Below are 23,330 nucleotides of genomic sequence, written 5' to 3' on the forward strand. Positions count from 1 at the left end.
CTTCCCGCAAACCATCGATCACTCTCCCGTCGGGCGACTCCACGATGCGTTCCCAGGTCGGCCGAAACGTCATGCATCTAGGGGGCTTGGAAATGTCATCGGAGCACGTTGAAGGGGGCGCGGAGACGCTTGCCGCCGCGCAGTCCGAGGAGGGCCGGGACGCCCTGCGTCGTGTGGTCTCCGAACTGCTGGGCATCGAGCTGACCGTGTCGGACGACGACAGCAACCTGTTCGAACTCGGCCTGCAGTCACTGGAGTTGATGCGCCTGGCCAACCAGCTCAGCGGAGGCGGCGCCGAGGTCGGCTTCACGCAGCTGTCCGACGATCCGCGTCTCGCGGCCTGGTTCGAGCTGCTCACGCCCGGCGCTGTCGAGGCACCGGCGGCGCAAGCTCCCGTTCCCGACGAGGACCCCGGCGAGCGGGTGGAGACGCCCTTCCCGCTCACGCCGGTGCAGCAGGCGTATCTGATCGGCCGCGGCGACGAGCAGCCGCTCGGCGGTGTCAGCTGCCACGCCTACATGGAGTTCGACGCGTCCCACGTGGATCTGGACCGTCTGGAGAGGGCGGTGCGCGCCCTGATCGAGCGGCATCCCATGCTCCGCGTGGAGTTCGCCGCCGACGCGACGCAGCACATCATGGCGCAGTCCGTATGGCCTGGCGTCACAGTGCACGACATGCGCGAAGTCACGACCGAGGAGGCGCAGGCGGCGGCGCTCGCCCTGCGGGAGCGGCTGTCGCACCGACGCCTGGAGGTCACGCGCGGGGAGGTCATCGACGTCCAGGTGACCCGGCTGCCCCAGGGCGTGGACCGGCTCCACTTCAACGTCGACCTGCTCGCCTCCGACCTGGCCAGCATCCGCGTGCTCCTGGCCGACCTGGCCCTCCTGTACGACGAACCGGACCACCCCGAGGGCCTCGACACCCTCACCTACACCTTCGGCCGTTACCTCGCGGACCAGGAAGCGGCACGCGGCCCGGAACGCGAACGGGCGCGTGCCTACTGGCAGGAGAGGCTGCCGTCGCTGCCCAACGGGCCGAAGCTGCCGCTCGCGGTCGACCCCGAGACGGTCTTCGCCCCCAGGTTCGTCCGCCGCTCGTGCGGGCTCACCGCGGACGAGTGGGGGGTCATGGAGCGCCGGGCGCGCGAGGCGGGCCTGACGCCGTCGGCGGTGCTCGCCACGGCGTTCGCCCTGATACTCGGACGCTGGAGCGGGGATGAGCGCTTCCTGCTCAACCTGCCGCTGTTCGACCGCAACGTCGACGCGCACCCGCAGATCCACCGCGTCGTGGCCGACTTCACCGGCCTCGTGCTGCTCGAAGTCGACCTCGCCGACGGTGACGGCTTCGCCGGACGCGCCCGCGCCGTGCAGAGGCAGATGCACGAGGACATCGGCAACGCCGCCTACTCCGGCGTCGACGTGCTGCGCGACTTCATCCGCGCCGATGCCGAGACGCCCCGGACGGCGCCGGTCGTCTTCGCCTGCGACCTGTCCGCGCCGCTCGTTCCGGACGCTTTCGCGGACCGCTTCGGCGAGGCCGCGTGGATGATCTCCCAGACCCCGCAGATCTGGCTCGACCATCAGGTCTACCGCAATCGCGACGGCGGCGTCCTCCTGGTCTGGGACGCCGTCGAGGAGCTCTTCCCGAGCGGTGTGCTGGACGCGATGATGTCGGCCTACGAGGCCCTGGTCCGCGGCCTGCTGACCGCGAGCTGGGACGCCACGGCGCCGCAGGTCCCCCTGCCTTCCGCGCAGTGGGAGCGCCGCGCGGAGGTCAACTCGAGCACCCGCACGGTCACGGACAATCTTCTGCACACGCAGTTCTTCGCCGGTGCCAGGGAGCGCTCCGGAACCCCCGCCCTGCTGTGGGGCGAGGACGAGGCGATGACGCACGGAGAGCTGGCGCGGCAGGCCCTGTGCGTCGCCGGAGCCCTGGCAGAGCGCGGCGTGGGCCGCGGCTCGTACGTCGCCGTGACCGCTCCTAAGGGCGCGCAGCAGATCGTGGCCACGCTCGGGGTGCTGGCCGCGGGCGCCGCGTACGTGCCGGTCGGCGTCGACCAGCCGGCCGAGCGGCGCGATCGCATCCTGGAGCTCAGCGGCGCCAGCGTAGTGCTCGACGGCAGCGGACTTCCGGACTCCGCCGGTCACTGCGGGCACTCCGGCGCCGGCGTTCTGCCGATCGACACGGCGCTGCGGGCGCGCCCGCTGGCCGCACCGGTGGACGCCGACCCCGGCGACACCGCCTACGTGATCTTCACCTCGGGCTCGACGGGCCTGCCCAAGGGGGTCGAGGTCAGCCATCGCGCCGCCGTCAACACGGTCGAGGACATCAACGAGCGGTTCGCCGTCGGTGCCGACGACCGGGTCCTCGCGGTGTCCGCGCTCGACTTCGACCTCTCGGTGTGGGACATCTTCGGGTTTCTCGCGGTCGGCGGTGCCGCCGTCCTGGTGCCGGAGTCCGGCCGCCGCGACGCCGCCGAGTGGCTGGCGCTGTGCCGGCGGCACGGGGTGACCGTATGGAACACGGTGCCGGCCCTGCTCGACATGGCGCTGAGCGCGAACGGCGACGAGCCGTTCCCCGACGCGCTGCGCCTCGCGCTGCTCTCCGGCGACTGGATCGGCCTCGACCTGCCCGGGAGGCTGGCCCGTGCCGCCGACGGCCGGTGCCGACTGGTCGCCCTCGGCGGCGCCACCGAGGCCGCCATCTGGTCGAACGCGTACGAGGTCACCGAAGTCCCGGACGGCTGGCGCTCCGTCCCGTACGGAAAACCGCTGCGGAACCAGAAGTTCCGTGTGGTGGACGGGCGTGGCCGGGACTGTCCCGACTGGGTGCCCGGGGAGCTGTGGATCGGCGGTACCGGCGTCGCTCTCGGCTACCGGAACGACCCCGTCCTGACCGCGGAGCGCTTCCCCGAGCACGACGGGGAGCGCTGGTACCGCACGGGCGACCTCGGCCGGTACTGGCCCGACGGGAATCTGGAGTTCCTCGGGCGCCAGGACCAGCAGGTGAAGATCAACGGATTCCGCGTGGAGCTGGGTGAGATCGAGGCCTGCCTGCAGGCGCATCCCGCGGTCGCGCAGTCGGTCGCCGTCGCGTTCACCGAAGGACGCAGCGCGCTCGTCGCCGCAGTGGTCGAACGCACGCCGGAGCGGCCGCTGCCGGACGCGGCTGACACGGACGGCGGCACGGCGCAGCGGAACGTGTTCCTGCCGCCCCCGGCCGACGCCACGGCCGAGGACGGCCCGCACCTGCACGAGCACCACCTGGTGGAGGCGCTTCTCGCCGGTGTCGTCGAACCGCTTGTCGGGCAGGGGGCCTCGGGCGTCGGGGGGCGGGTCTGCGCCGAGCAGCAGCCCGTCGTGGACGTCTGGCTCGACTACCTGGCCGAACGCTCCGTCCTGGCACGTCACGCCGACGGGACGTGCGAGCCCGGCCCGCGGTGGGCCGAGGTGACCGACGACGCCTGGATCAAGCAGGTGCGCGCCACCACGCACGGGACGCCCTTCGAGTCGGTCGCCACCGCGCTGGAGTGGGCCGTCCCGCTCTTCGCGGCGATCATGTCGGGCGACGCCGACGCCACGGCGCTTCTCGACGACCCCGTGCTCGCGCCCGAGGCCCTCAACGACCTGATGCCGGCGACGGCCGACTGCCTCCGGTCCGTCGCGGACGATCTGCAGGCCCGTGGCGGCGGCACCGCGCCGTCCGTCGCGGAGTGGGACGTGGCCGGCGGCCGGGGCGCCGCCCGGTTGCTCGACCAACTCCCGTCGGACGCCATCGAGTTCACCCTCCTCGGCGCCGCCGGGCCGACGCTGGCCAAGGCGGGGACGCTGCTGCGGGAGCGCGGGCATGACCCGCACACGGCGGTGCAGGGCGGCGCCGCCATCGCTGCCCAGCACGTGCACGCCTTCGACGCCGTCGTGGCGAACAACGTCCTGCACCGGATGTCCGACCCCGAGGCGGCCCTGGCCACCATGTCCCTGCTGCTCGCCCCGGGCGGCCGCCTCTACCTGCTCGAACGCGGCCACCCGACCCCGCTCGCGCTGGTGACCGCACTGCCGCTCGAAGCGCGTGCGGGCCGGTTCGAGGAGGGCGGTTCACGCTCCGGCTGGCTCTACGGGAGCGAGCGCTGGGCGGAGGCGTGCGCCGCGGCCGGACTGTGCGAGGTGACGGTGGTGCGCGCCGAGGCCACCGGCGAGATCCTGCTGCGCGCGGACCGGCCCGAGGCGGCGCGCGGAGTCGACGCGGACGAGCTCCGCCGCTGGGCGGCGGACCGGCTGCCCGAGCACATGGTGCCCGCCCATCTGACCGTGCTGCCCGCGCTGCCGCTCAGCGCCAACGGAAAGGTCGACCGCCGGCAGATCCGCACGTTGCTCGACCACTTCGTCGAGCGGCCCCGGGACGCGGGCGCCCCGCCGGCAGGGGACACCGAACTCTTCGTCGCCGAACGGTGGATGAAGCTGCTCGGGCTCGACTCGGTGAGCCGGGACGAGAACTTCTTCCGGCTCGGCGGCGACAGCCTGCTCGCGACGCGCTTCGTCGCCGAGGTACGCGAGGCGTGGGGCGTCGTACTGCCCATGCGCGAGGTGATGCGCACACCGACCGTCGCGGGACTCGGCGTGCTGATCGACCAGCTTGTGTCCGCCGAAGACGAGCTCGACGGCGACGACTGCGAAGAAGGTGCGGTGTGAACGCCAACGAACTGCTCGAGGAGTTCCGCGAGGCCGGCATCCGCCTGTGGCGTGAGGGGGACGCACTGCGTTTCCGCGGCCCCCGCGGCGCGATGGACGAGCGGCGCCTGGCAGAGCTGAAGCGCCTCAAGGCGGATCTGCTGCCCCTCGTGGCCGATGCCGACACGGGCCCCCGGCCGAAGCGGCCGCAGCACCACGACCCGGTCTGGCAGGACCGGCCCGAGGAGCGTGAACAGCCCTTCCCGCTCACCGACATCCAGTCGGCCTACCTGTTCGGCCGCAACGCGGGTTTCGACTACGGCGGGGTCTCCTGCCACGTCTACTTGGAGTTCGACTATCCGGCCGGTCTCGACGCGGAGCGGCTGCAGGACGCGTGGGACGGTCTGGTGCGGCGCCACGACACCTTGCGCACCGTCATCAGCGAGGACGGTACCCAGCGTGTGCTGCCCGCACTCGAGGACACGGGCATCGCGGTCACCGACCTCCGCTCGGCGGCCGACGAGACGATCGACAAGACGATCACCGCCGTCCGCGACGAGCTCTCCCACAAGGTGCACCCCGCGGGCGAGCGCCCCATGTACGCCCTGCGCCTGACTCTGACCCCGCAGCGCAGCGTGCTGCACGTGTCGGTCGACTTCATGGCCCTCGACTGGCTCAGCATGCAGCAGGTGCTGACCGAGCTCGACTGCCGCTACCAGCAGCCGGACTGCGAACTGGCCCCGCTGGACGCGACGTTCCGCGACTACGTGCTCGCCGAGCGCAGGCTGCGGGACACGGACCAGTACGCGCGCGACCGTGCGTACTGGTGGGACCGTATCGACGAACTGCCCGGCGCGCCGGCGCTGCCGCTGCGCGACGACCACGACCCGGCGACCGCTCCGCCCCGCTTCCGCAGGCTCACGGCGCAACTGGACAGCCGCGTGTGGCAGACGCTGAAGAAGCGGGCCGCCGAGCACGGAATCACCCCTGCCGCCGCGGTGGTGGCGGCGTACGCGGAGACGATCGGCCGCTGGAGCAGCACCGAGCGCTTCTGTCTCGGGCTGCCCGTGCTCAACCGCATGCCGCTGCACCCCCGAGTCGACCGGCTTCTCGGCGACTTCACCTCGCTGAGCCTGCTGGCCGTCGAGGGCGGTGACAGGACGGGCTTCGCCGAACGGGCCAGGGCTCTCGGGGAGCGCATGTTCGACGATCTCGACCATCGGCTGTTCAGCGGCGTCGAGGTGCTGCGCGAGCTCGCCCGGCGCCGCGGGCGCGAAGCGGCGGTGCTGCCCGTGGTGTTCACCGGCAGCATCGGCGTCGGGAGCGAGACCGTGTCGGCCGCGGGCCGCGACCCGCGCCCGGTCTACGGCATCAGCCAGACACCGCAGGTGTGGATCGACTGCCAGGTGGGCGACCCCTTCGGCGGTCTGGACATCAACTGGGACGTGCGGGAAGGGATCTTCCCCGACGGCATGGTCGACGCCATGTTCGCCGCCTTCACCGGACTCCTCGACCGCCTCGCCGGACGCGACGAGGCGTGGGAGGCCGTGGACCCGCAGCCGCTGCCGGAGCGTCAGCAGAGCGTGCGCGCCTCGTCCAACGCGACCGCGGCACCTGTCCCGCAGTGCCTCCTGCACGAACCGCTCGTGGCCTATGCGCGTGCCCACCCCGACCGGGTCGCGGTCGTCGACGCCGCCGGATCGCTCTCCTACGGGGAGTGGCTCGGGCGCGCGGCCGGCGTGGCCGAGCAGCTGAAGGCCGGAGGCTGCCGCCCCGGCGACCTCGTCGGCGTCCTCATCGACAAGTGCCGGGACCAGGCCGTAGGGGTGCTCGGCGTGCTGCTCGCGGGCGGCGTGTACGTACCGGTCGACCTCGGTCAGCCCACGGTCCGCCGGGACCGGATCCTCACCGGCTGCGGTGCCCGGTTCGTCGTCGCCGCCGGCGCCTCCGGCGAGGCGCCGCCGTCCGGCGTCCAGGCGGTCGACGTGACGGGCGTGCGGTCGGTGCCGTTGTCCGAGGTCCCCGAGGGATCCCCGGCGGCTCCCGAGGACCTCGCGTACGTCATGCACACATCGGGTTCGACCGGCGTGCCGAAGGGGGTGATGATCAGTCACCTCGCGGCCGCCAACACGGTGGACGACATCAACAAGCGCTTCGTCGTGGCCGAGGACGACCGGGTTCTGGGCCTGGCGGCGCTCAGCTTCGACCTCTCCGTCTACGACCTGTTCGGCCCGCCGGCCGTAGGTGCCACGCTGGTGCTGCCCGACCCGGCGCACCGGGGCAACCCCGCGCACTGGGCGGCGATGGTGGCCGAGCACGGCGTGACGCTGTGGAACTCGGTCCCCGCGCAGCTGCAGATGCTCATGCACTACCTCGACGTGGAACCCGCCGAGCTCGCCACCCTGCGGCTCGCGCTGCTGTCGGGCGACTGGATCCCGCTGTCGCTGCCCGGTCACGCGGGACGGCATCTGCCCTTCTGCGAGCTGGTCAGCCTGGGCGGAGCGACGGAGGCGGCGATCTGGTCGATCCACCACCGGATCGGGACCGTCGAACCGCACTGGCGCAGCATCCCCTACGGCGTACCGCTGGCGAACCAGCGCTTCCACGTGCTCGACGGCGCACTGCGCGACCGCCCGGACCTGGTGGCCGGTGAGCTGTACATCGCGGGGACAGGCCTGGCGGAGGGATACATCAACGACGCCGAGCGCACCGCGGAGCGGTTCTTCGACCACCCGGAGACGGGGGAGCGGCTCTATCGCACCGGCGACCTCGGCCGCTATCTGCCGGACGGCGAGATCGAGTTCATCGGGCGGGCGGACCAGCAGATCAAGATCCGCGGTCACCGGATCGAACTCGGCGAGATCGAGGCGGTACTCGGGGAACACCCCGAGGTGGGCACCTGTGTGGTCCTCGCGGCGGGCGACAACGTGTTCGAGCGGGCGCTGATCGCCTTCGTGATCCCGAGCGAGCCGTCCGCATCCCCTGATCCCGCGCAGTTCGTCAGCTGGGTGGCCGACCGCCTGCCCGCGCACATGGTTCCCGCGCGGGTGCAGCTCATCGAGGCACTGCCGCTGACACCCAACGGAAAGGTCGACCGCAAGCGCCTGCTCGCGTCGGCACCCGCAGCCCAGGCCGGGCCGGCCCGGAGCACCGAGCCGCCGCGGCCGGGTGTGGAGCGCGAGCTCGCGGAGCTGTGGGCCGAGGTGCTCGGCGGCGGGCTGCCCGGACGTGAGCTGGGGTTCTTCGATGCGGGGGGCAACTCGCTGCTCGCGGCGCGGTTCGTAGGGCAGGTGCGTGAGCGCGTCCCGTCGGCCGCTCAGATCACCTTCGACGTACTGCTGCGTGCGCTGCTGAGCACGCCGACGGTCGCGGCGCTCGCCGAGTGGCTGAGCTCCGACGCCGCGTCGGCGGGCGAGCCGGAGGCGAGTGCGGCCGTCCGGCGGTCGTCGCTGACCCCGCTGGGCGGCCAGGGGCAGGGCCCGGTGCGGCTGTTCGTGCACGACGTGACGGGAACTCCGGCCGCGTACGGCGCGCTGACCGGCGAACTCGCCACGGACGCACCGCTGTTCGGGATCGCGCTGCCCGAGGGGGACCTCACTCCGGGGCTCTCCGGACAGGACCTCGTCGAGGACCTCGCCGCCGGCTACGCGCGCGACGTGCGGGATGCCGGACACGATGAGGTGGAACTCATCGGCTACTGCCTCGGCGGCCCGGTCGCCCTGGAGCTGGCCAGGGCCCTGGACGAGGCGAACGTGGCGGTACGCCAGGTCACTCTGATCTCGGGCCACCGTGCTCCCTGCCCGGCACACGACGCCCTCCTGGCGGGCGACGCCTTCGCGCGTGTCGCCGACGCCGTGGCGAAGTACGAGCCTCAGCCGTACGCGGGGGACATCACGTTCCTGCGCCCGGCGGACGCCGCGCAGCCGCAGGACGACCTGGTCCGCTTCTGGCACGAGGTGTGCCTGGGCGAGGTGACGGTGCTCGACATTCCGGGCGATCACGTCAGCTGTCTCCAGCCGCCCCACGTCACGGGGCTGGCCGAGGAGATCGCGCAGCCGCGGGGAGGCCGCTCGTGAGCGGCGTGACGCCGGGTCCGAAGCGCGTCGTCGTGTGCGGTACGCGCTTCGGGCAGATCTACCTGTCGGCTCTCGCCCGCGCACCTGAGCGCTACCGGCTCGCCGGCATCGTGGCCCGGGGCAGCGACCGGTCGGTGTCGCTCGCCAAGGAGTACGGCGTCCCGTTGTACGCCGGGGTGGAGGAACTCCCCGACGACATCGACGTGGCATGCGTCGTGGTGTCGACCGCGGTCGGCGGAGGGCCGGGCGCCGAGCTGGCGCGGGCCCTGCTCGCGCGGGGCATCCACGTGCTGCAGGAACACCCGCTGCACGCCGACGAGATGGCGGACTGTCTGCGCGCGGCGCGCCGCGCCGGGGTCCAGTACCGCGTGAACACCTTCTATCCGTACCTCGAGCCGGTCCAGCGGTTCATCACGGCCGCGCGCCGCCTCGTGGAGCAGCGCCGGCCGGTGTTCGTCGACGCGATGTGCGCGGTGCAGGTCTCCTTCGACCTGCTCGACGTCCTGGCCGGGATCTTCGACGGACTGCGGCCCTGGTCGCTGTCGCCGCCCGCCGGCGGCGCCGGCCGTCCGCTGGTCAGTGTGGACGGGCAGGTCGCGGGCGTACCGCTGACGCTGCGTGTGGAGAACCGGATGCAGGCGGGGGACGACAGCAGCAGCCTGCTGCTGCACCGGATCACGGTCGGCACCGACGCGGGCAACCTGATGCTGGCCAACACCCACGGCCCGGTGATCTGGAGCCCGACGCTCAACACCCCGCCGGACACGACGGGTCAGCTCTTCCCGACGGGAGCGGACGCTCAGGAGCGGTGGCCGGCCGGTCTCGGGATCACCGGCGAGTACGTCGGCGCCGCCGAGACGCCGACCTGGCTGACCGCAGTGGACGAGGTGTGGGGGCGCGGGGTGCTCGCTGCCCTGGACGAACTCTGCGAGCGCGTCGACACCGGCGCGGACCCTCTGCACGGCAGTCAGCGCCCTCTCGCCGTGGCCCGCGCCTGGACGGAGCTGACGCAGGCCCTGGGGTATCCGGAGGTGGTTCGGCCCGACCCCGGGGAGCCGCTGTCAGCTGCTGATCTGTAGCGCGTCCGGCGTGCCGATATTGCCGGTGGTCTCGCGGGTCCCGGAGCGGTACATTGATATCGGAACGCGTTTCTAAAAGGAGATGGGAGACCGATGACCACGATCGACCCTGCTGAACTGAGGGAGCGGTCCGAGCCGTTATCGGGGGACGATCCCGCGCCCGCGGCGAAGCCGAGCATGGTGAAGATCCTGCGCTCGCACGTGTGGAGCTTCGCGGCCGTCGTGATCCTGCAGGTCGTCGGCGCTCTCGCGGGCCTCGCCCCGCTCCTCGCGGTCGTCGAGCTGGCGCGCACGATGCTGGCGCCCGGCCCGGTCGACGAAGGCCACGTCTGGAACGTCGTGATCGCGGGCGCGGCGGGCCTGTTCCTCCGGCTGCTGTTCACGGCCGCTTCGTCCGGCATCGGGCATGTCCTGGACGGCAAGGTGCAGCTGACGTTCCGCCGTCAACTCGCCGCACAGCTGGGACGTGTACCGATCGGCTGGTTCTCCCGCCGCAGGACCGGCGAGCTGGCGAAAGTGGTGGGCGAGGACGTCAGCGCCGTGCACCCGTTCATCGCCCACACCCCCGGTGAGCTCGTCTCCGCGTTCGTGGTGCCGCTGGCCTCGCTGATCTACCTGTTCACGATCGACTGGCGGCTCACGCTGATCACGCTGATCCCCGTGTTCCTCGCCGTCGCGCTCGTCCCCCTGATGATGACGCCGAAGCGGCTGCGCGAGCAGGAGGAGTTCGACACGGCCATGGGGCGGATCTCCAACTCCGTCGTCGAGTTCGTGGAGGGCATCTCGGTGGTCAAGGCGTTCGGCGGGTCGCAGCGCGCCCACCGGAAGTTCCTCACGGCGGCGGACGGTTTCGTCACCATCTTCAACCGGTGGGTGCACGGCATCTCCAGGATCGCCGCGGGGATGCAGCTCGCCCTGTCGCCCCCCTTCGTGCTCCTCGTTGTGCTGATCGGCGGAACCACCCTGATCACCGGCGGCAGCCTGGCCCCGGCCGACCTGCTGCCCTTCCTGCTGCTCGGCCTCGGTCTGACCGCCCCGGTCGCGGCCCTCGGCCACGGCTTCGACGAGATGCAGGCCGCCGGGCGCGCGGTCGGCCGGATCCGGGAAGTCCTCGAAGTGGATCCGCTGCCCCAGTCACCGCACCCCGCCGAACCTCAGGGGCACCGGGTGGAGCTGCGCGACGTCCGCTTCGCCTACGACGAGGACCACGAGGTGCTGCGCGGCATCGACCTGGTGCTCGAACCGGGGACGGTCACCGCCGTGGTGGGGCCCTCGGGCAGTGGCAAGTCCACTCTGGTCCAGCTGCTGCCGCGGTTCTTCGACCCGACCCATGGCTCGGTCACCCTCGGCGGGGTCGATCTGCGCGAGCTGGCCGGCCGGGACCTGTACCGGAAGGTCTCCTTCGTCTTCCAGGACGTCCGGCTGCTGCGCGCGAGCGTCGCGGAGAACATCGCGCTCGCGGTCCCGCAAGCCGAACTGGAGGACGTGGTACGCGCCGCCAAGCTGGCCAACATCCACGAGCGCATCCTCGAACTGCCCCGCGGATACGACTCGGTGATCGGTGAGGACGCCGGTCTCTCCGGCGGAGAGGCCCAGCGGATCGCGATCGCGCGTGCCCTGCTCGCCGACGCACCGGTCCTGGTGCTCGACGAGGCGACCGCGTTCGCCGACCCGCAGACCGAGCAGGCCGTGCGCCAGGCCCTGGCGACTCTGGGGAGCGACCGGACCGTCCTGGTCATCGCCCACCGCCTGGAGACGATCGCCGACGCCGACACCGTCGTCATGCTGGAGAGCGGTCAGGTCGTGGAGCGCGGCAGGCCGTCCGAACTCCTTGCGGCGGACGGCAAGTTCGCGGCGTTCTGGCAAACCCACCGCTCGGCCGTCGCCGCCGACGGCGACCTGCGAGGAGACGAGTCCCGATGATCCGAGTACTGCTGCGCGTCCTGGGGAGCGAGTACGCCCCGCCCCTGCGCCGTACCGTGACTCTGATGACCCTGACCGCGGCGGTCGAGGGCCTGTCCTACGCACTGGTGGTCCCCGTGCTGCGGGAGCTGCTCGGGGACACCCCCGAGGACGCCTGGCCCTGGGTGACGGCCTTCGGCGGCGCCATCGCGGTGTACGCCGCACTGCGCTACCTCAGCGACCTGTCCGGATTCCACGTCGGCAGCGCGCTGTTGCGCGGCATGTACCACCGCCTCGGAGACCACCTGGCCCGGCTGCCGCTCGGCTGGTACAACTCGGGACGCCTGGGCGAGGTGTCCGTCATGGCCAGCCGTGGCGTGCTCCAGGCGATGGCCGTGATCGCGCATCTGCTCGCGCCCTTCATCTCGGCCAGCGTCACACCGCTGACCATCGTCGCCGTGATGCTCGTCTTCAACTGGCAGATGGGCCTGGCCGCGCTGGTCGCCGTGCCGGTCGTCGCGTTGATCCAGGTCTGGACGGGACGGACGACGGCCGCGAACGACGAGGAGCGTGACCGGCGCGACGAGGAGGCCGCCGGGCGGGTCATCGAGTACCTCCAGGCCCAGCCCGTCCTCCGGGCCGGCGGCCGGACCGCTGAACGCTTCGGGATGCTCGACGACTCGTTGCAGGAAGTCCAGCTGGCCTCCCGCCGTTCCACGCTGTCGGCGCTGCCCGGTGCGGTGGGTCTGGGCCTCACGGTGCAGGCGATGTTCACCGGCCTGCTCGCCCTGGGCGCCTACCTGGCACTCGGCAACGACATCGGTGTGGCGGAGACCCTGACGATCCTGGTGCTCGCCGCGCGCTGCGCCGATCCGCTGCTGTCGCTGACCGACATCGGCGGCAAACTCCGCGGCGCGCGTTCCGTCCTGGCGAAGCTCGACACGGTGCTGCGCACCGAACCGCTGCCCGTGGCCCCGGACCCGGTGCAACCGACCGCCCACGACCTGGAGTTCGACGCCGCCACCTTCCGGCACGGCGACCGCACAGTGCTCGACGGCGTGACTCTCGCGGTGCCCGAAGGCCAGCGTCTCGCCGTCGTCGGGCCGTCGGGCGCGGGCAAGAGCACCATGCTGCAACTGCTCGCGCGGTTCTACGACGTGGAGGCGGGGGCGGTCCGCGTGGGCGGCGTGGACGTGCGCGCCGTCGACCCGGAAGTGCTGATGGCGCAGATCGCCATCGTCTTCCAGAACGTCTACCTCTTCGACGGCACGATCGAGGAGAACGTGCGACTGGGCCGTCCTGACGCCTCCGACGCCGAGGTGCGGGAGGCGGCCGCCGTAGCGCGCCTCGACGAGGTGATCGAGCGGCTGCCCGGCGGCTGGGAGACCAACGTGGGGGAGGGCGGCGCACTCCTTTCGGGCGGTGAGCGCCAGCGCGTATCGATCGCGCGCGCCCTCCTGAAGGACGCGCCGATCGTGCTCCTCGACGAGGTGACCTCCGCGCTGGACCCGGTGAACGAGGCGGCCGTCCAGGAGGGCATCGAACGTCTGATGGCGGGCCGGACCGTGGTGATGGTGGCGCACCGGATGCGGACCGTACGACGGGCCGACCGTGTCGTCTTCCTCGACGGCGGCAAGATCGCGGAGGAAGGCAGCCACGACGAACTGCTGCGGCAGGAGGGTCGCTACGCCGACTTCTGGAACATCTCCATGGCACCGGTGGCGGGGGAATGAGCTGAGATGTCTGTCGTTCCCGAGCCGCACGGCCCCCGCGGCGGAGCCGTGCGCCCCCTTGCCCCCCGGCCGTACGCCCGGGCCCGGGTCCTGCTCTTCCCCCACGGCGGCGGCAGCGCCAGCTACTACAGGCCGTGGGCGGACGCGGCACCCTGGGACGTCGAGTTCCTCACGGTCCAGTATCCGGGCCGTGAGGAGCGCTACGGCGAACCGGTGCCGGCGGACATCCAGGGCATGGCCGCCGAGTTGGCGGACGACGTGCCGAGCCGCGTGCAGCCGATTCCCACCGTCCTGTTCGGGCACAGCATGGGTGCTCTCGTCGCCTACGAGGTGGCCCGCCGGCTCACGGCGGCAGGTGAGTCCCCTGCAGGACTTGTCGTTTCGGGGCACCCCGCCCCGCAGCTGACCCGTCCGGGCCGTGTCCACCTCAGCGACGAGGACGAGTTGATCGAGGAACTGCGCCGCACCGAGGCGACGCACCGCGACCTCCTCGACAACCCCACGCTCGTCCAGGCGTTCCTGCCCATCATCCGGGGCGACTACCGGCTGAGTGAGACCTACCGGCCGTCCCCCGGTGAGCGCCTGCGCACGCCGGTCACCGTCCTGTACGGAGACCGGGACCCCGAGATCCACTCCTGGGAGGCAGAGGGGTGGCGCGAGGTCACCGACGGCGTCTGCCGCCAGCGCGTCTTCGAAGGCGGCCACTTCTATCTGGAGGAGCACCGCGCCCCGGTCGTGGAACTCCTCACGGCGCACGCGCGCACCGCCTCCGACGCGTCGCCGGTGCCGTGGCCGTCGGCTCCTTGAACAGTCCATACAACCGACAAGTCGACACGAGGGTAGTGAATCGTGACCGCCGAGACCATGGAACACCGCATCGATGTGCGGATGACTCCGAAGGACGTCATCAACATCGGTATCTTCGCCGCCCTCTACATCGTGACGGTGGGCGTATTCAACCTGCTCGAATTCATCAACCCGGTGATGACGCTGGTCTCCAGCGCGATCAGCATCGTCGCGGCGGGTGTGCCGTTCATGCTGTTCCTCTGCAAGGTCCGGCACGGCGGCATGGTCACCGTGTTCGCCGTCCTCGTCACCGGGTTCATGCTCCTCATCGGCAGCCCACCCGTCACCCTTCTCGTAGGGGTCGTGGCGGCGCTGGCCGCCGAAGCGGTGCTGTTCGTCGGCCAGTACCGGTCGCGGAAGCTGAGCGTCGTCGCCTATGCCGTGTTCAGCACCTGGTTCGCCGGACTGATGATGCCGATGCTCTACGCGCGTGCGGACTTCCTGTCCAGCCCCTACATGAAAGAGATGGGGCCGGAGTACGTCTCCGAGCTGGACTCGCTGCTCTCCCCGGCCGTGCTGATCGGGTTCGACGTTTCCACGCTGGTGTTCGGCCTGCTCGGCGGTCTGCTCGGGCTGCGGCTCCTCGACAAGCACTTCCGGAAGGCCGGCCTGGTGTGACGAGCATCGATCCGCGACCGGGCACGTCCGTCCTGCCGGCGAGGGCCTCTGTTCCGCAGAGGCCCCTCGCGCGGCGGACGCTCGACCCGCGCACCGCGGTGGTGATCCTGCTGGCAGCGAGCATCACCATCATGGCGCCCGGCGGCGTGTGGTTCGTTCCCGCGGCGCTGGTGGTCGGCCTGCTGCTCGCCCTGTCCGAGGGGGCGTACCGACGGGCTCTCGGACTGCCGCTGGCCGCGGGCCTGGCCGCCGCCGTGACCTACCTGCTGCCGCTGGCCGTCCGGTCGCCGGTGGTCGGCCTGTTCGCGGTCATGGCCGGGTTCACGCTGCGTCTCGTCGCCGTGGGCGGCATCGCCGCGCACCTGATCAACACCATCTCGCCGCCCCGGCTCACCGCCGCGCTGCGGGCCGCACGGATCCCCTCGGTGTTCACGGTGTCGGGCGCGGTGATGCTGCGCTTCGTGCCCACGATCGTCGCCGAAGCGCAGGCCGTACGCGACGCCATGCGGCTGCGCGGACTGGGCGGCGTGGCCGCGATGCTGCGGCATCCCGTGCAGAGCATCGAGTACTTCACGGTGCCGCTGATGGCGTCGAGCCTGCGGGCGGCCGAGGACCTCTCGGCCTCGGCGCTGCTGCGCGGTCTCGGCTCGCAGACGCGGCCGACGGCGATGCATCCGCCCCGGTTCGGCCTCGCCGACGCGGTGGCCGGGTCGGTGGTGATGCTGCTCGCGGCGGCGACGGTGCTGTGGAGGTCGGCGCGTTGATACTCCTGAAAGACGTCCGCTGGAGCTACCAGGAAAGCGGGACCCCGGCCGTCGACGGTCTCGACCTGCATGTCCGCCGCGGTGAGACCGTGGTCCTCTGCGGCCCGAGCGGCTCCGGCAAGAGCTCGGCGCTGCGGCTGATGAACGGCCTCATCCCGCACTTCCACGACGGCAAGCTGGACGGAGAAGTCCGCGTAGTGGGGGAGCCGGTCACAGAGCTCGCGCAGGTCGGGCGGGTGACCGGCACGGTCCTTCAGCACCCGCGCCGCCAGTTCTTCACCGACGCCGTCGACACCGAACTGGCCTTCGCCCTGGAGAACTTCGGTACGCCGTCACAGCAGATCCGCGACAGGGTGGGCGAGGTCGTCGCGGACTTCGGACTCTCTGAACTCTCCGGCAGGCTGCGGGAGTTGTCGGGTGGCCAGCAGCAGCGGGTGGCCTGCGCCGCGGCCGTCACCCATGAGCCGCCGCTGGTTCTGCTCGACGAGCCCACCGCGAACTTGTCGCCCCAGGGCATCGCGGACCTCACCGGGATCCTGCGGCACCTCAAGGAACTGGGCGCGACTCTCGTCATCGCCGAACACCGCCTGCACTATCTGCGCACCGTGGCCGACCGCATCGTGGTCCTCCACAGCGGCCGTGCGGAAAGAGAATGGACCAGCGCCGAATTCCCGGGACTGACCGACGAAATTCTGCGCCGGGAGGGGCTGCGCAGCCTGAACGCACCCGAAAGAACCGGGGCACCGCCGATTTCCGCGCACGGCCCGAGCGTGGCACCGGGAGAAAACCCGGCGGAAGGCGGGGTGGGCGTCGCCGGCGGGAAAGCGGCAGGCGGGGCAGCGGACACACCCTCGGCGGAGGGTTCCGGCGTCGCTCTGCGCGGCCTCCGCTGCGTCATGCGGGGGCGCACGATCCTCGACATCGCGGAGGCACATCTGCCCAGCGGCGCCATCACCGCGGTCACCGGCCCGAACGGCGTGGGGAAGACCACCCTGGCCCGCGTCCTCGCGGGGCTGCAGCGCCATTCGGGACGGGTGCTCCTCGACGGGCGCCCGCTGCACCGCTCACGCAGGCAGCGGGAGACCGCGATCGTCATGCAGGACGTGCAGCGGCAGTTGTTCACCGACAGCGTCAGGAGCGAACTGCGCCTGGGGGCCGTCCCCGAACAGGCCGAACGCGCCGCCACCGTCCTCGACGAGCTGGGCCTGGACGGTCTCGGGGACCGGCATCCCCTGGCGCTCTCCGGCGGGCAGCAGCAGCGCCTGGTCGTGGCCGCCGCCCGGCTGAGCGGGCGCCGTGTCGTCATCTTCGACGAGCCGAGCTCCGGCGTGGACCGCCGCCATCTGCGGTCGATGACACGCACCATGCGCGAGGTCGCCGAGGGCGGTGCGGTGGTCGTCCTCATCAGCCACGACGCCGACCTTCTCGAACTCGCCGCCGACCGGGAGCTGCGTCTGCGTCCCGCCTGCTGAAGGCCCCTCCCGTGAAGAATGCACGGGAGGGAAGGTGAAAGGAACATTGTAGTGCGGCGGAATCGATTGCTAGCCTGACTCGATTCGTGCAGTTACATGCTTCTGCTTTTTCTGCTCTTTCATGCATTCTTCCGGTCGACGAATCCGGCAGTCCGTTCTGCGAGAAATCCGCCGATGAGTATTGAGTATTCTGCTGGCTCTGGAAAAGAAATGAGGTCGTGAGATGTGCGGCATTGCGGGATGGGTGTCCTTCGACAGCGATCTGACGCGCTGCAGTCACGCGCTGGACTCCATGACCGAGACGATGGCCTGCCGGGGACCGGACGACCGCGGTGTGTATGTGCGTACTCACGCCGGTCTCGGACACAGGCGCCTCTCCATCATCGATCTGCCCGGCGGAACGCAGCCGATGAGCGCGAACACCCCGGCCGGCGAGGTCGCTCTGGTGTACTCCGGTGAGGTCTACAACTTCCAGGAGCTGCGAGAGCGCCTCAAGGCCGGCGGACACGCCTTCCGCACGGACAGCGACACCGAAGTGGTGCTCCGCTCCTACCTGGAGTGGGGCGAGAGCCTCGTCGACCACCTCGACGGCATGTACGCCTTCGCGATCTGGGACGAGCGCGACGAGAAGCTGCTGCTCGTGCGCGACCGCATGGGGATCAAGCCGCTCTACTACTACCCGACGCGCGACGGTGTGCTGTTCGGCTCCGAGCCGAAGGCGATCCTGGCGAACCCGTCGGTGCCCAAAGCGGTCGACACGGACGGGCTGCGCGAGCTGTTCGCGCAGACCAAGACCCCCGGCTGGGCGCTGTGGAAGGGCATGCGCGAGATGGTGCCGGGCACGCTGATCACCGTGGACCGGCAGGGGCTGAGGGAGCGCACCTACTGGCGCCTCCGTGCGACCGAGCACGCCGAGAGCCAGGACGACACGGTGGCGCGGGTGCGGGAGATGCTCACGGGCATCGTCGACCGGCAGCTGATCTCGGACGTGCCGCAGGGTGTTCTGCTCTCGGGCGGCCTCGACTCCAGTGCGATCACCGGTCTCGCGGCCGAGCGCCTCGGTCTGCGGGGCGAGCAAGTGCGCACGTTCTCCGTGGACTTCGCCGGCCAGGAGGAGAACTTCGTCCCGGACGAGATGCGCGACACCCCCGACTCGCCTTTCGTCCGTGACGTCGCCGCGCACGTGCGGTCCGCGCACAAGAACGTGGTGCTCGACCCGGCGGACATCTCGGACCCCGCGGTGCGCCGCGCGGCCGTCGGCGCCCGCGACATACCCAACGGTTTCGGAGACCTCGACAACTCGCTGTACCTGCTCTTCAAGGCGATCAGGGAGCAGTCGACGGTGGCCCTGTCCGGGGAGTCGGCCGACGAGGTGTTCGGCGGATACCCCTGGTTCCACAGCGAAGCGGCCCTGCGTGCCGGGACTTTCCCGTGGATGACGGTCATCCCCCCGATGAGCCTGGCGGCCCGGACCGATCACATCGAGCCGGGGCTGCGCAAGCAGCTCGACGTGGAGACCTACACCGCCGACCAGTACGCGGCGGCGCTCGCCGAGGTCGAATACCTCGACGGGGAGTCCGAGCGGGACAGGCTCATGCGCACCATGTGCCACCTGCATCTGACGCGCTTCGTGCGTACGCTCCTCGACCGCAAGGACCGCCTCTCGATGGCGGTCGGGCTCGAAGTGCGGGTGCCGTTCTGCAATCACGAACTCGTCGAGTACGTCTACAACACCCCCTGGGCGATGAAGACGTTCGACGGCCGCGAGAAGAGCCTGCTGCGGCAGGCTACGGCTCATGTGATGCCGCAGTCGGTGGTGGAGCGGGTGAAGAGCCCCTATCCGTCACCGCAGAACCCCGACTACGCGACGAACCTGCAGCGACAGGTCAAGGAGGTCGTAGGGGAACCGGACGCGCAGGTGTTCGCGCTGGTCGACCGCGCCTGGGCGCAGGACGTGGTGTCTCAGGACCCGGCGCGTATGTCGGTCGCCGTCAGGGCCGGTCTGGAGCGGGTGCTCGACCTGCACACCTGGCTGGAGCTGCATACGCCCGAACTGATTCTGGACTGACCGTGCCGAGCCGCTCGCGAAGCCCCCACCTCTTCCGAGCGGCCCTCATCGCCCTCGGCGGCGCCCTACCCCCCGGGGCGCCGCCGGGAGGCTGGGGATCACGGTGTGCACGACGCCATCGGCAGCCTGCTCCGCGCTCCGCCGTGCCGACCCGAAAACGCAGACCGTGCCGGCCGAAAACTCGGCCGGCACGGTCTGCGATATGTGTGTCGGGAGGGGGACTTGAACCCCCACGCCCTGTAAAGGGCACTAGCACCTCAAGCTAGCGCGTCTGCCATTCCGCCACCCCGACAAGGTGCACCGCCCGGCTCGGCGTGCGGCGACCACAACTTTAACACCCGATCGGAGCCTGCCGATCACGCTGCCCTCCCGCCTCTTGGGACCCCGCCCGGGAAGCGGGAGTATGGGGAGCGGACCCGTGCTACGAGGAGGCAGTGTGAACCAGTCGAGCCCTTCCCCGACCGGTGGCGGTGGGAACGCGGAGAGCGAGGTCGTCGACCTCTGCCGCGATCTCATCAGGATCGACACCAGCAACTACGGCGGAAACGAGGGCCCGGGCGAACGTGCCGCCGCCGAGTACGTCGCCGAGAAGCTCGCCGAGGTGGGTCTGGAGCCGGAGATCTTCGAGTCCAGCCCGGGGCGCGCCTCGACGGTCGCGCGTATCGCCGGGGAGGACTCCTCGCGCCCCGCCCTCCTGATCCACGGCCACACCGACGTCGTGCCCGCCAACGCGGACGACTGGACGCACCACCCCTTCTCCGGCGAGATCGCCGACGGCTGCGTCTGGGGCCGCGGTGCCGTCGACATGAAGGACATGGACGCGATGACGCTCGCGGTCGTGCGCGACCGACTGCGCAGCGGCCGCCGTCCCCCTCGCGACGTGGTGCTGGCCTTCCTCGCGGACGAGGAGGCCGGCGGCCTCTACGGGGCCCGGCACCTCGTGGACAACCACCGCGACCTCTTCGAGGGCGTGACCGAGGCGATCGGCGAGGTCGGGGGCTTCTCGTTCACGGTCAACGAGAACCTGCGGCTTTACCTGGTGGAGACCGCCCAGAAGGGCATGCACTGGATGCGTCTGACCGTGGACGGCACCGCGGGCCACGGTTCGATGACGAACAACGACAACGCCATCACCGAGCTCTGCGAGGCGGTGGGACGGCTGGGCCGCCACAAGTTCCCGGTGCGCGTGACGAAGACCGTCCGGTCCTTCCTCGACGAACTCTCCGACGCACTCGGGACCGAGCTCGACCCCGAGGACATGGAGGAGACCCTCGCGAAGCTCGGCGGCATCGCGAAGATCATCGGCGCGACGCTGCAGAACACGGCGGCGCCCACGCAGCTCGGCGCCGGCTACAAGGTCAACGTGATCCCCGGCCAGGCCACCGCGCACGTCGACGGACGGTTCCTCCCCGGACATGAGGAGGAGTTCCTCGCCGACCTCGACCGCGTCCTCGGTCCACGGGTGCGGCGTGAGGACGTGCACGCGGACAAGGCCCTGGAGACGAGCTTCGACGGTGCCCTCGTCGACGCGATGCAGACGTCCCTCAAGGCAGAGGACCCCGCCGCGCGCGCCGTGCCGTACATGCTCTCCGGCGGCACGGACGCCAAGTCCTTCGACGACCTCGGAATCCGCTGCTTCGGGTTCGCTCCCCTGAAGCTGCCGCCGGAGCTCGACTTCGCGGGAATGTTCCACGGTGTTGACGAGCGGGTGCCCGTGGACGGACTGAAGTTCGGTGTGCGCGTGCTGGACCGATTCCTGGACCAGTGCTGAAATACGCCTGCCGATAAGGAAGTTGAACGGCACGCCCTGTGTTGGGCGTGCCGTTCCGTCTTTCCGTGGAGTATTCGCGCGCCCGTGCGTAAGTGACCGGAACGAGTGAATGGCTGCGTCCACTCGTACCCGCGTTACTCCGTCCTCGTTACAAGTGATGCGGTTCGCGGCTTGAACCGCGATGCCAACGAGGAGGAATCATGATCAAGAAGGTCGCCGCAGTCGCGGCTGCCGCCGGGGGTCTGGTGCTCGCCGGAGCAGGTGTGGCCGTAGCGGACGGCGCCCAGGTCGCAAGCGGGGGCGGCGGTGTGGCCAGCGGCAACAACGTGCAGGTCCCCGTGGACGTCCCGGTCGGACTGTGTGGCAACACGATCACGGTGCTCGGGCACATGAATCAGTCGGCCTGCGTCTGAACCGATTCCTCAACGCGGGAGAAAGAAGCCGCAGGGCCGGAGCGTGTGCGCACCTCCGGCATGAAGGCTTTTTCCGGCGGCGTACTGAGCAGCCGCCCCCGTTGAGCGTCCTCGAACACCCACTGGCAGAAAGCAAGGCAGGGAAGAAAGACATGCGACAGGTCACAAGGAAAGGCCTGATCACCGTGGCCGCGGCGGGCGGAGTGCTCGCCGCGTTCTCAGGCGGTACGGCTTACGCGGACGGCAGTCAGGCGGCCTCCGGCTCGGGGGTCGCCTCCGGCAACAACGTGCAGGTCCCCGTCGACGTCCCCGTGAAGGTGTGCGGCAACACGATCACCGTTCTCGGCGCCCTCAACTCGTCGGCCGGATGCGCCGGCGGCGGTGGCAGCGGCTCCGGGCAGGTGAGCGACTCCGGCAGCGGTACCGGCGTCGCCTCCGGCAACAACGTGCAGGCCCCGATCAGTGTGCCGGTGGAGGTCTGCGGCAACACCGTCACGGCTGTCGGCAGCGGCAACGCCGGCGGGGACTGCGGCGGCGGCTCGGGCGAGGTCCCCGTGGACCCGCCGGAGGTTCCGGATGTCCCCGGGAACCCGGACGTCCCCGGGAACCCGGACGTGCCGGGTACGCCGGAGGAGCCGAACACCCCGAATGAGCCGGGCACGCCCGAAGGGCCCGGCGACGAGGGCGGCATCACGCCGGACGCCGAGACGGACATCCGTGCGCAGTCGGAGCCGGTCGGAGAGCTGGCGGAGACGGGGTCTGACAACCTCGGCATCGCCGCGTCGGCGAGCGCGGGTCTGCTGATCGGCGGATTCGTCCTCTACCGGCGGGCCCGGGTCGCGTCCCGGCGCTGATCCCGAAGGTCCGGACAAGGCGGAGCGGGCACCCCACGGGTGGTGCCCGCTCCGCTGCTTGTTCTCTTGTCCGCTCCCGCGCTCACCAGGTGGCGCGGAGCTGGCGGATGATCCGGCGGCGCAGCCGCACCCTGCGGCTGCCGTCGGGGTAGAGCCGCGTACGGGCCAACTCCCAGTGCCCGTACTCGGCATGCTCGGTCAGCAGTCTGGTCGCCGCCTTGCGGGAGACCCCGCGAGGAACGTACACGTCACGAAATTCGTATTCCGGCATCCCATCTATTGTGCGGGCAGAGGACGGATGCGGATAGCGTCTGCACTATGTCTGATGCTGCGCAGCCCACCGCTGCCGACGTACGTGCCGCCGCCGATGCAGTGAAAGCCGCTCTCGACCGGCATCTGGAGGCGGTCGAGCGACGCGCGGAAGGTGCCACGGACGGCGGTGAGGAAGGCGCCCTCGACACCGCCGTCTACGCGGCCTTCGACGAGCTCGCCGCTGCCGGCGAGGCCTACGACGAGTTGCTGTACGAGAAGTACGACGAAGTCACTCCGTTCGAGATCCCGGGCGGAGACGCGATGCCGGCCTACACCGGCCCCGAGGTGCCCAGCGCCCTGACGGTGCTGATCCGCCGGGACTACACCGTCGTGGAGCCGCACCGGCTGCTCGCCCAGGCGCAGCGCGTCACCGACCTCGATCCGGACTCGGCCGACGACGACACGGCGGGGTCGTCCGCGGGCAGCAGTGTCCACGCGGCGCTCGGCGTGCTCTTCGGGGAGTACGAGGCGGACGAGATCGCCACACGGCACAAGGAGTTCGGCCTGGACGAGGGCGACTCGACGCTGTGGGTCTCGGCGGCCGACGAACCGAGCGAGCCGGGGGAGTGGCTCAGCGCGCCGTTCGACCAGGCGGACCCCGAGCGTGTCGTCTGCCGGTTCGACGTCAGCTCCGTCTTCGACGAGGCGGACTTCGAGGCGTTCGACGAGGACTGACCCGGCGGCGCGAGGCGGCGGCCGAAGGCCCCGCACCGGCCCGTCGCATCAGTGACCGGAGCCGCGGGACCCGGCCGGGT

15 protein-coding genes and 1 tRNA gene are annotated in these 23,330 nt (G+C 71.0%); 14 read left to right on the forward strand and 2 right to left on the reverse strand.

Annotation, left to right across the window (positions count from 1 at the left end; all coding sequences use genetic code 11):
• Positions 1–92: 92 nt before the first annotated feature.
• The 10 genes from IEY56_RS06090 to asnB all read left to right on the forward strand — a co-directional run bounded on the left by IEY56_RS06090 (position 93) and on the right by asnB (position 19,225).
• Positions 93–4,688, forward strand: coding sequence for a non-ribosomal peptide synthetase (locus IEY56_RS06090; protein WP_189036041.1), 4,596 nt, complete (start codon positions 93–95; stop codon positions 4,686–4,688).
• Positions 4,685–8,743, forward strand: a complete 4,059-nt coding sequence (locus tag IEY56_RS06095) for a non-ribosomal peptide synthetase (protein ID WP_189036042.1) — start codon at positions 4,685–4,687, stop codon at positions 8,741–8,743. Before IEY56_RS06090 ends, IEY56_RS06095 begins: the two co-directional genes overlap by 4 nt.
• Positions 8,740–9,822 (forward strand): Gfo/Idh/MocA family oxidoreductase, encoded by a 1,083-nt coding sequence (locus IEY56_RS06100; protein WP_189036043.1) that lies wholly within the window; start codon positions 8,740–8,742, stop codon positions 9,820–9,822. The genes IEY56_RS06095 and IEY56_RS06100 overlap by 4 nt, the downstream gene beginning before the upstream one ends.
• Positions 9,823–9,915: 93 nt before the next feature.
• Positions 9,916–11,745, forward strand: coding sequence for an ABC transporter ATP-binding protein (locus IEY56_RS06105; protein WP_189036044.1), 1,830 nt, complete (start codon positions 9,916–9,918; stop codon positions 11,743–11,745).
• Entirely contained in the window at positions 11,742–13,457 is a 1,716-nt protein-coding gene (locus IEY56_RS06110) for an ABC transporter ATP-binding protein (protein WP_189036045.1), read from the forward strand. The genes IEY56_RS06105 and IEY56_RS06110 overlap by 4 nt, the downstream gene beginning before the upstream one ends.
• Positions 13,458–13,463: 6 nt before the next feature.
• On the forward strand, positions 13,464–14,264 hold the full coding sequence (locus IEY56_RS06115; RefSeq protein WP_189036046.1) for a thioesterase II family protein: 801 nt from the start codon (positions 13,464–13,466) through the stop codon (positions 14,262–14,264).
• Between the two features lie 42 nt (positions 14,265–14,306).
• The gene (locus tag IEY56_RS06120; protein WP_229711648.1) at positions 14,307–14,921 is read left to right on the forward strand and encodes an MptD family putative ECF transporter S component; all 615 of its coding nucleotides are present in this window, start codon (positions 14,307–14,309) and stop codon (positions 14,919–14,921) included.
• Positions 14,918–15,685 carry an energy-coupling factor transporter transmembrane component T family protein gene (locus tag IEY56_RS06125; protein WP_229711649.1) on the forward strand — a complete coding sequence of 256 codons (768 nt, stop codon included), beginning with the start codon at positions 14,918–14,920 and terminating at the stop codon, positions 15,683–15,685. Before IEY56_RS06120 ends, IEY56_RS06125 begins: the two co-directional genes overlap by 4 nt.
• Positions 15,682–17,157 (forward strand): ABC transporter ATP-binding protein, encoded by a 1,476-nt coding sequence (locus tag IEY56_RS06130; protein ID WP_189036047.1) that lies wholly within the window; start codon positions 15,682–15,684, stop codon positions 17,155–17,157. The genes IEY56_RS06125 and IEY56_RS06130 overlap by 4 nt, the downstream gene beginning before the upstream one ends.
• 223 nt (positions 17,158–17,380) lie before the next feature.
• Complete coding sequence (gene asnB / locus IEY56_RS06135; RefSeq protein ID WP_189036048.1) at positions 17,381–19,225, forward strand: asparagine synthase (glutamine-hydrolyzing); 1,845 nt, start codon at positions 17,381–17,383, stop codon at positions 19,223–19,225.
• A gap of 207 nt (positions 19,226–19,432) precedes the next feature.
• Here asnB and IEY56_RS06140 read toward each other — a convergent pair.
• Positions 19,433–19,517 (reverse strand) — tRNA-Leu (locus IEY56_RS06140).
• Between the two features lie 144 nt (positions 19,518–19,661).
• Between IEY56_RS06140 and IEY56_RS06145 the strand changes: the two genes are divergently transcribed.
• The 3 genes from IEY56_RS06145 (at position 19,662) to IEY56_RS06155 (ending at position 22,263) form a co-directional block, all read left to right on the forward strand.
• The gene (locus tag IEY56_RS06145; RefSeq protein WP_189036049.1) at positions 19,662–20,996 is read left to right on the forward strand and encodes a M20/M25/M40 family metallo-hydrolase; all 1,335 of its coding nucleotides are present in this window, start codon (positions 19,662–19,664) and stop codon (positions 20,994–20,996) included.
• 200 nt (positions 20,997–21,196) lie between these two features.
• The gene (locus IEY56_RS06150) at positions 21,197–21,409 is read left to right on the forward strand and encodes a chaplin (protein ID WP_189036050.1); all 213 of its coding nucleotides are present in this window, start codon (positions 21,197–21,199) and stop codon (positions 21,407–21,409) included.
• 152 nt (positions 21,410–21,561) lie between these two features.
• A complete protein-coding gene (locus tag IEY56_RS06155; RefSeq protein WP_189036051.1) occupies positions 21,562–22,263 on the forward strand; it encodes a chaplin in 702 nt (233 codons plus the stop codon).
• Positions 22,264–22,345: 82 nt separating this feature from the next.
• Here the strand turns inward: IEY56_RS06155 and IEY56_RS06160 are convergent, their stop codons facing one another.
• Positions 22,346–22,534 (reverse strand): DUF5703 family protein, encoded by a 189-nt coding sequence (locus IEY56_RS06160; RefSeq protein WP_045865481.1) that lies wholly within the window; start codon positions 22,532–22,534, stop codon positions 22,346–22,348.
• A 47-nt stretch (positions 22,535–22,581) separates the two neighbouring features.
• On the opposite strand from IEY56_RS06160, the gene IEY56_RS06165 reads away from it, so the two are divergent.
• Positions 22,582–23,250 (forward strand): hypothetical protein, encoded by a 669-nt coding sequence (locus tag IEY56_RS06165; protein WP_189036052.1) that lies wholly within the window; start codon positions 22,582–22,584, stop codon positions 23,248–23,250.
• Positions 23,251–23,330 lie beyond the last annotated feature (80 nt).

Source organism: Streptomyces daqingensis, from assembly GCF_014645895.1.
GTDB classification, from domain to species: Bacteria; Actinomycetota; Actinomycetes; order Streptomycetales; family Streptomycetaceae; genus Streptomyces; species Streptomyces daqingensis.

What these genes read in the sequence shown, in the direction of transcription:
- IEY56_RS06090 (WP_189036041.1), top strand. Translation starts at nt 93, where the DNA reads ATGTCATCGGAGCACGTTGAAGGGGGCGCGGAGACGCTTGCCGCCGCG.
- IEY56_RS06105 (WP_189036044.1), top strand. Translation starts at nt 9,916, where the DNA reads ATGACCACGATCGACCCTGCTGAACTGAGGGAGCGGTCCGAGCCGTTA.
- IEY56_RS06110 (WP_189036045.1), top strand. Translation starts at nt 11,742, where the DNA reads ATGATCCGAGTACTGCTGCGCGTCCTGGGGAGCGAGTACGCCCCGCCC.
- IEY56_RS06115 (WP_189036046.1), top strand. Translation starts at nt 13,464, where the DNA reads ATGTCTGTCGTTCCCGAGCCGCACGGCCCCCGCGGCGGAGCCGTGCGC.
- asnB (WP_189036048.1), top strand. Translation starts at nt 17,381, where the DNA reads ATGTGCGGCATTGCGGGATGGGTGTCCTTCGACAGCGATCTGACGCGC.
- IEY56_RS06150 (WP_189036050.1), top strand. Translation starts at nt 21,197, where the DNA reads ATGATCAAGAAGGTCGCCGCAGTCGCGGCTGCCGCCGGGGGTCTGGTG.
- IEY56_RS06155 (WP_189036051.1), top strand. Translation starts at nt 21,562, where the DNA reads ATGCGACAGGTCACAAGGAAAGGCCTGATCACCGTGGCCGCGGCGGGC.
- IEY56_RS06160 (WP_045865481.1), bottom strand. Translation starts at nt 22,534, where the DNA reads ATGCCGGAATACGAATTTCGTGACGTGTACGTTCCTCGCGGGGTCTCC.
- IEY56_RS06165 (WP_189036052.1), top strand. Translation starts at nt 22,582, where the DNA reads ATGTCTGATGCTGCGCAGCCCACCGCTGCCGACGTACGTGCCGCCGCC.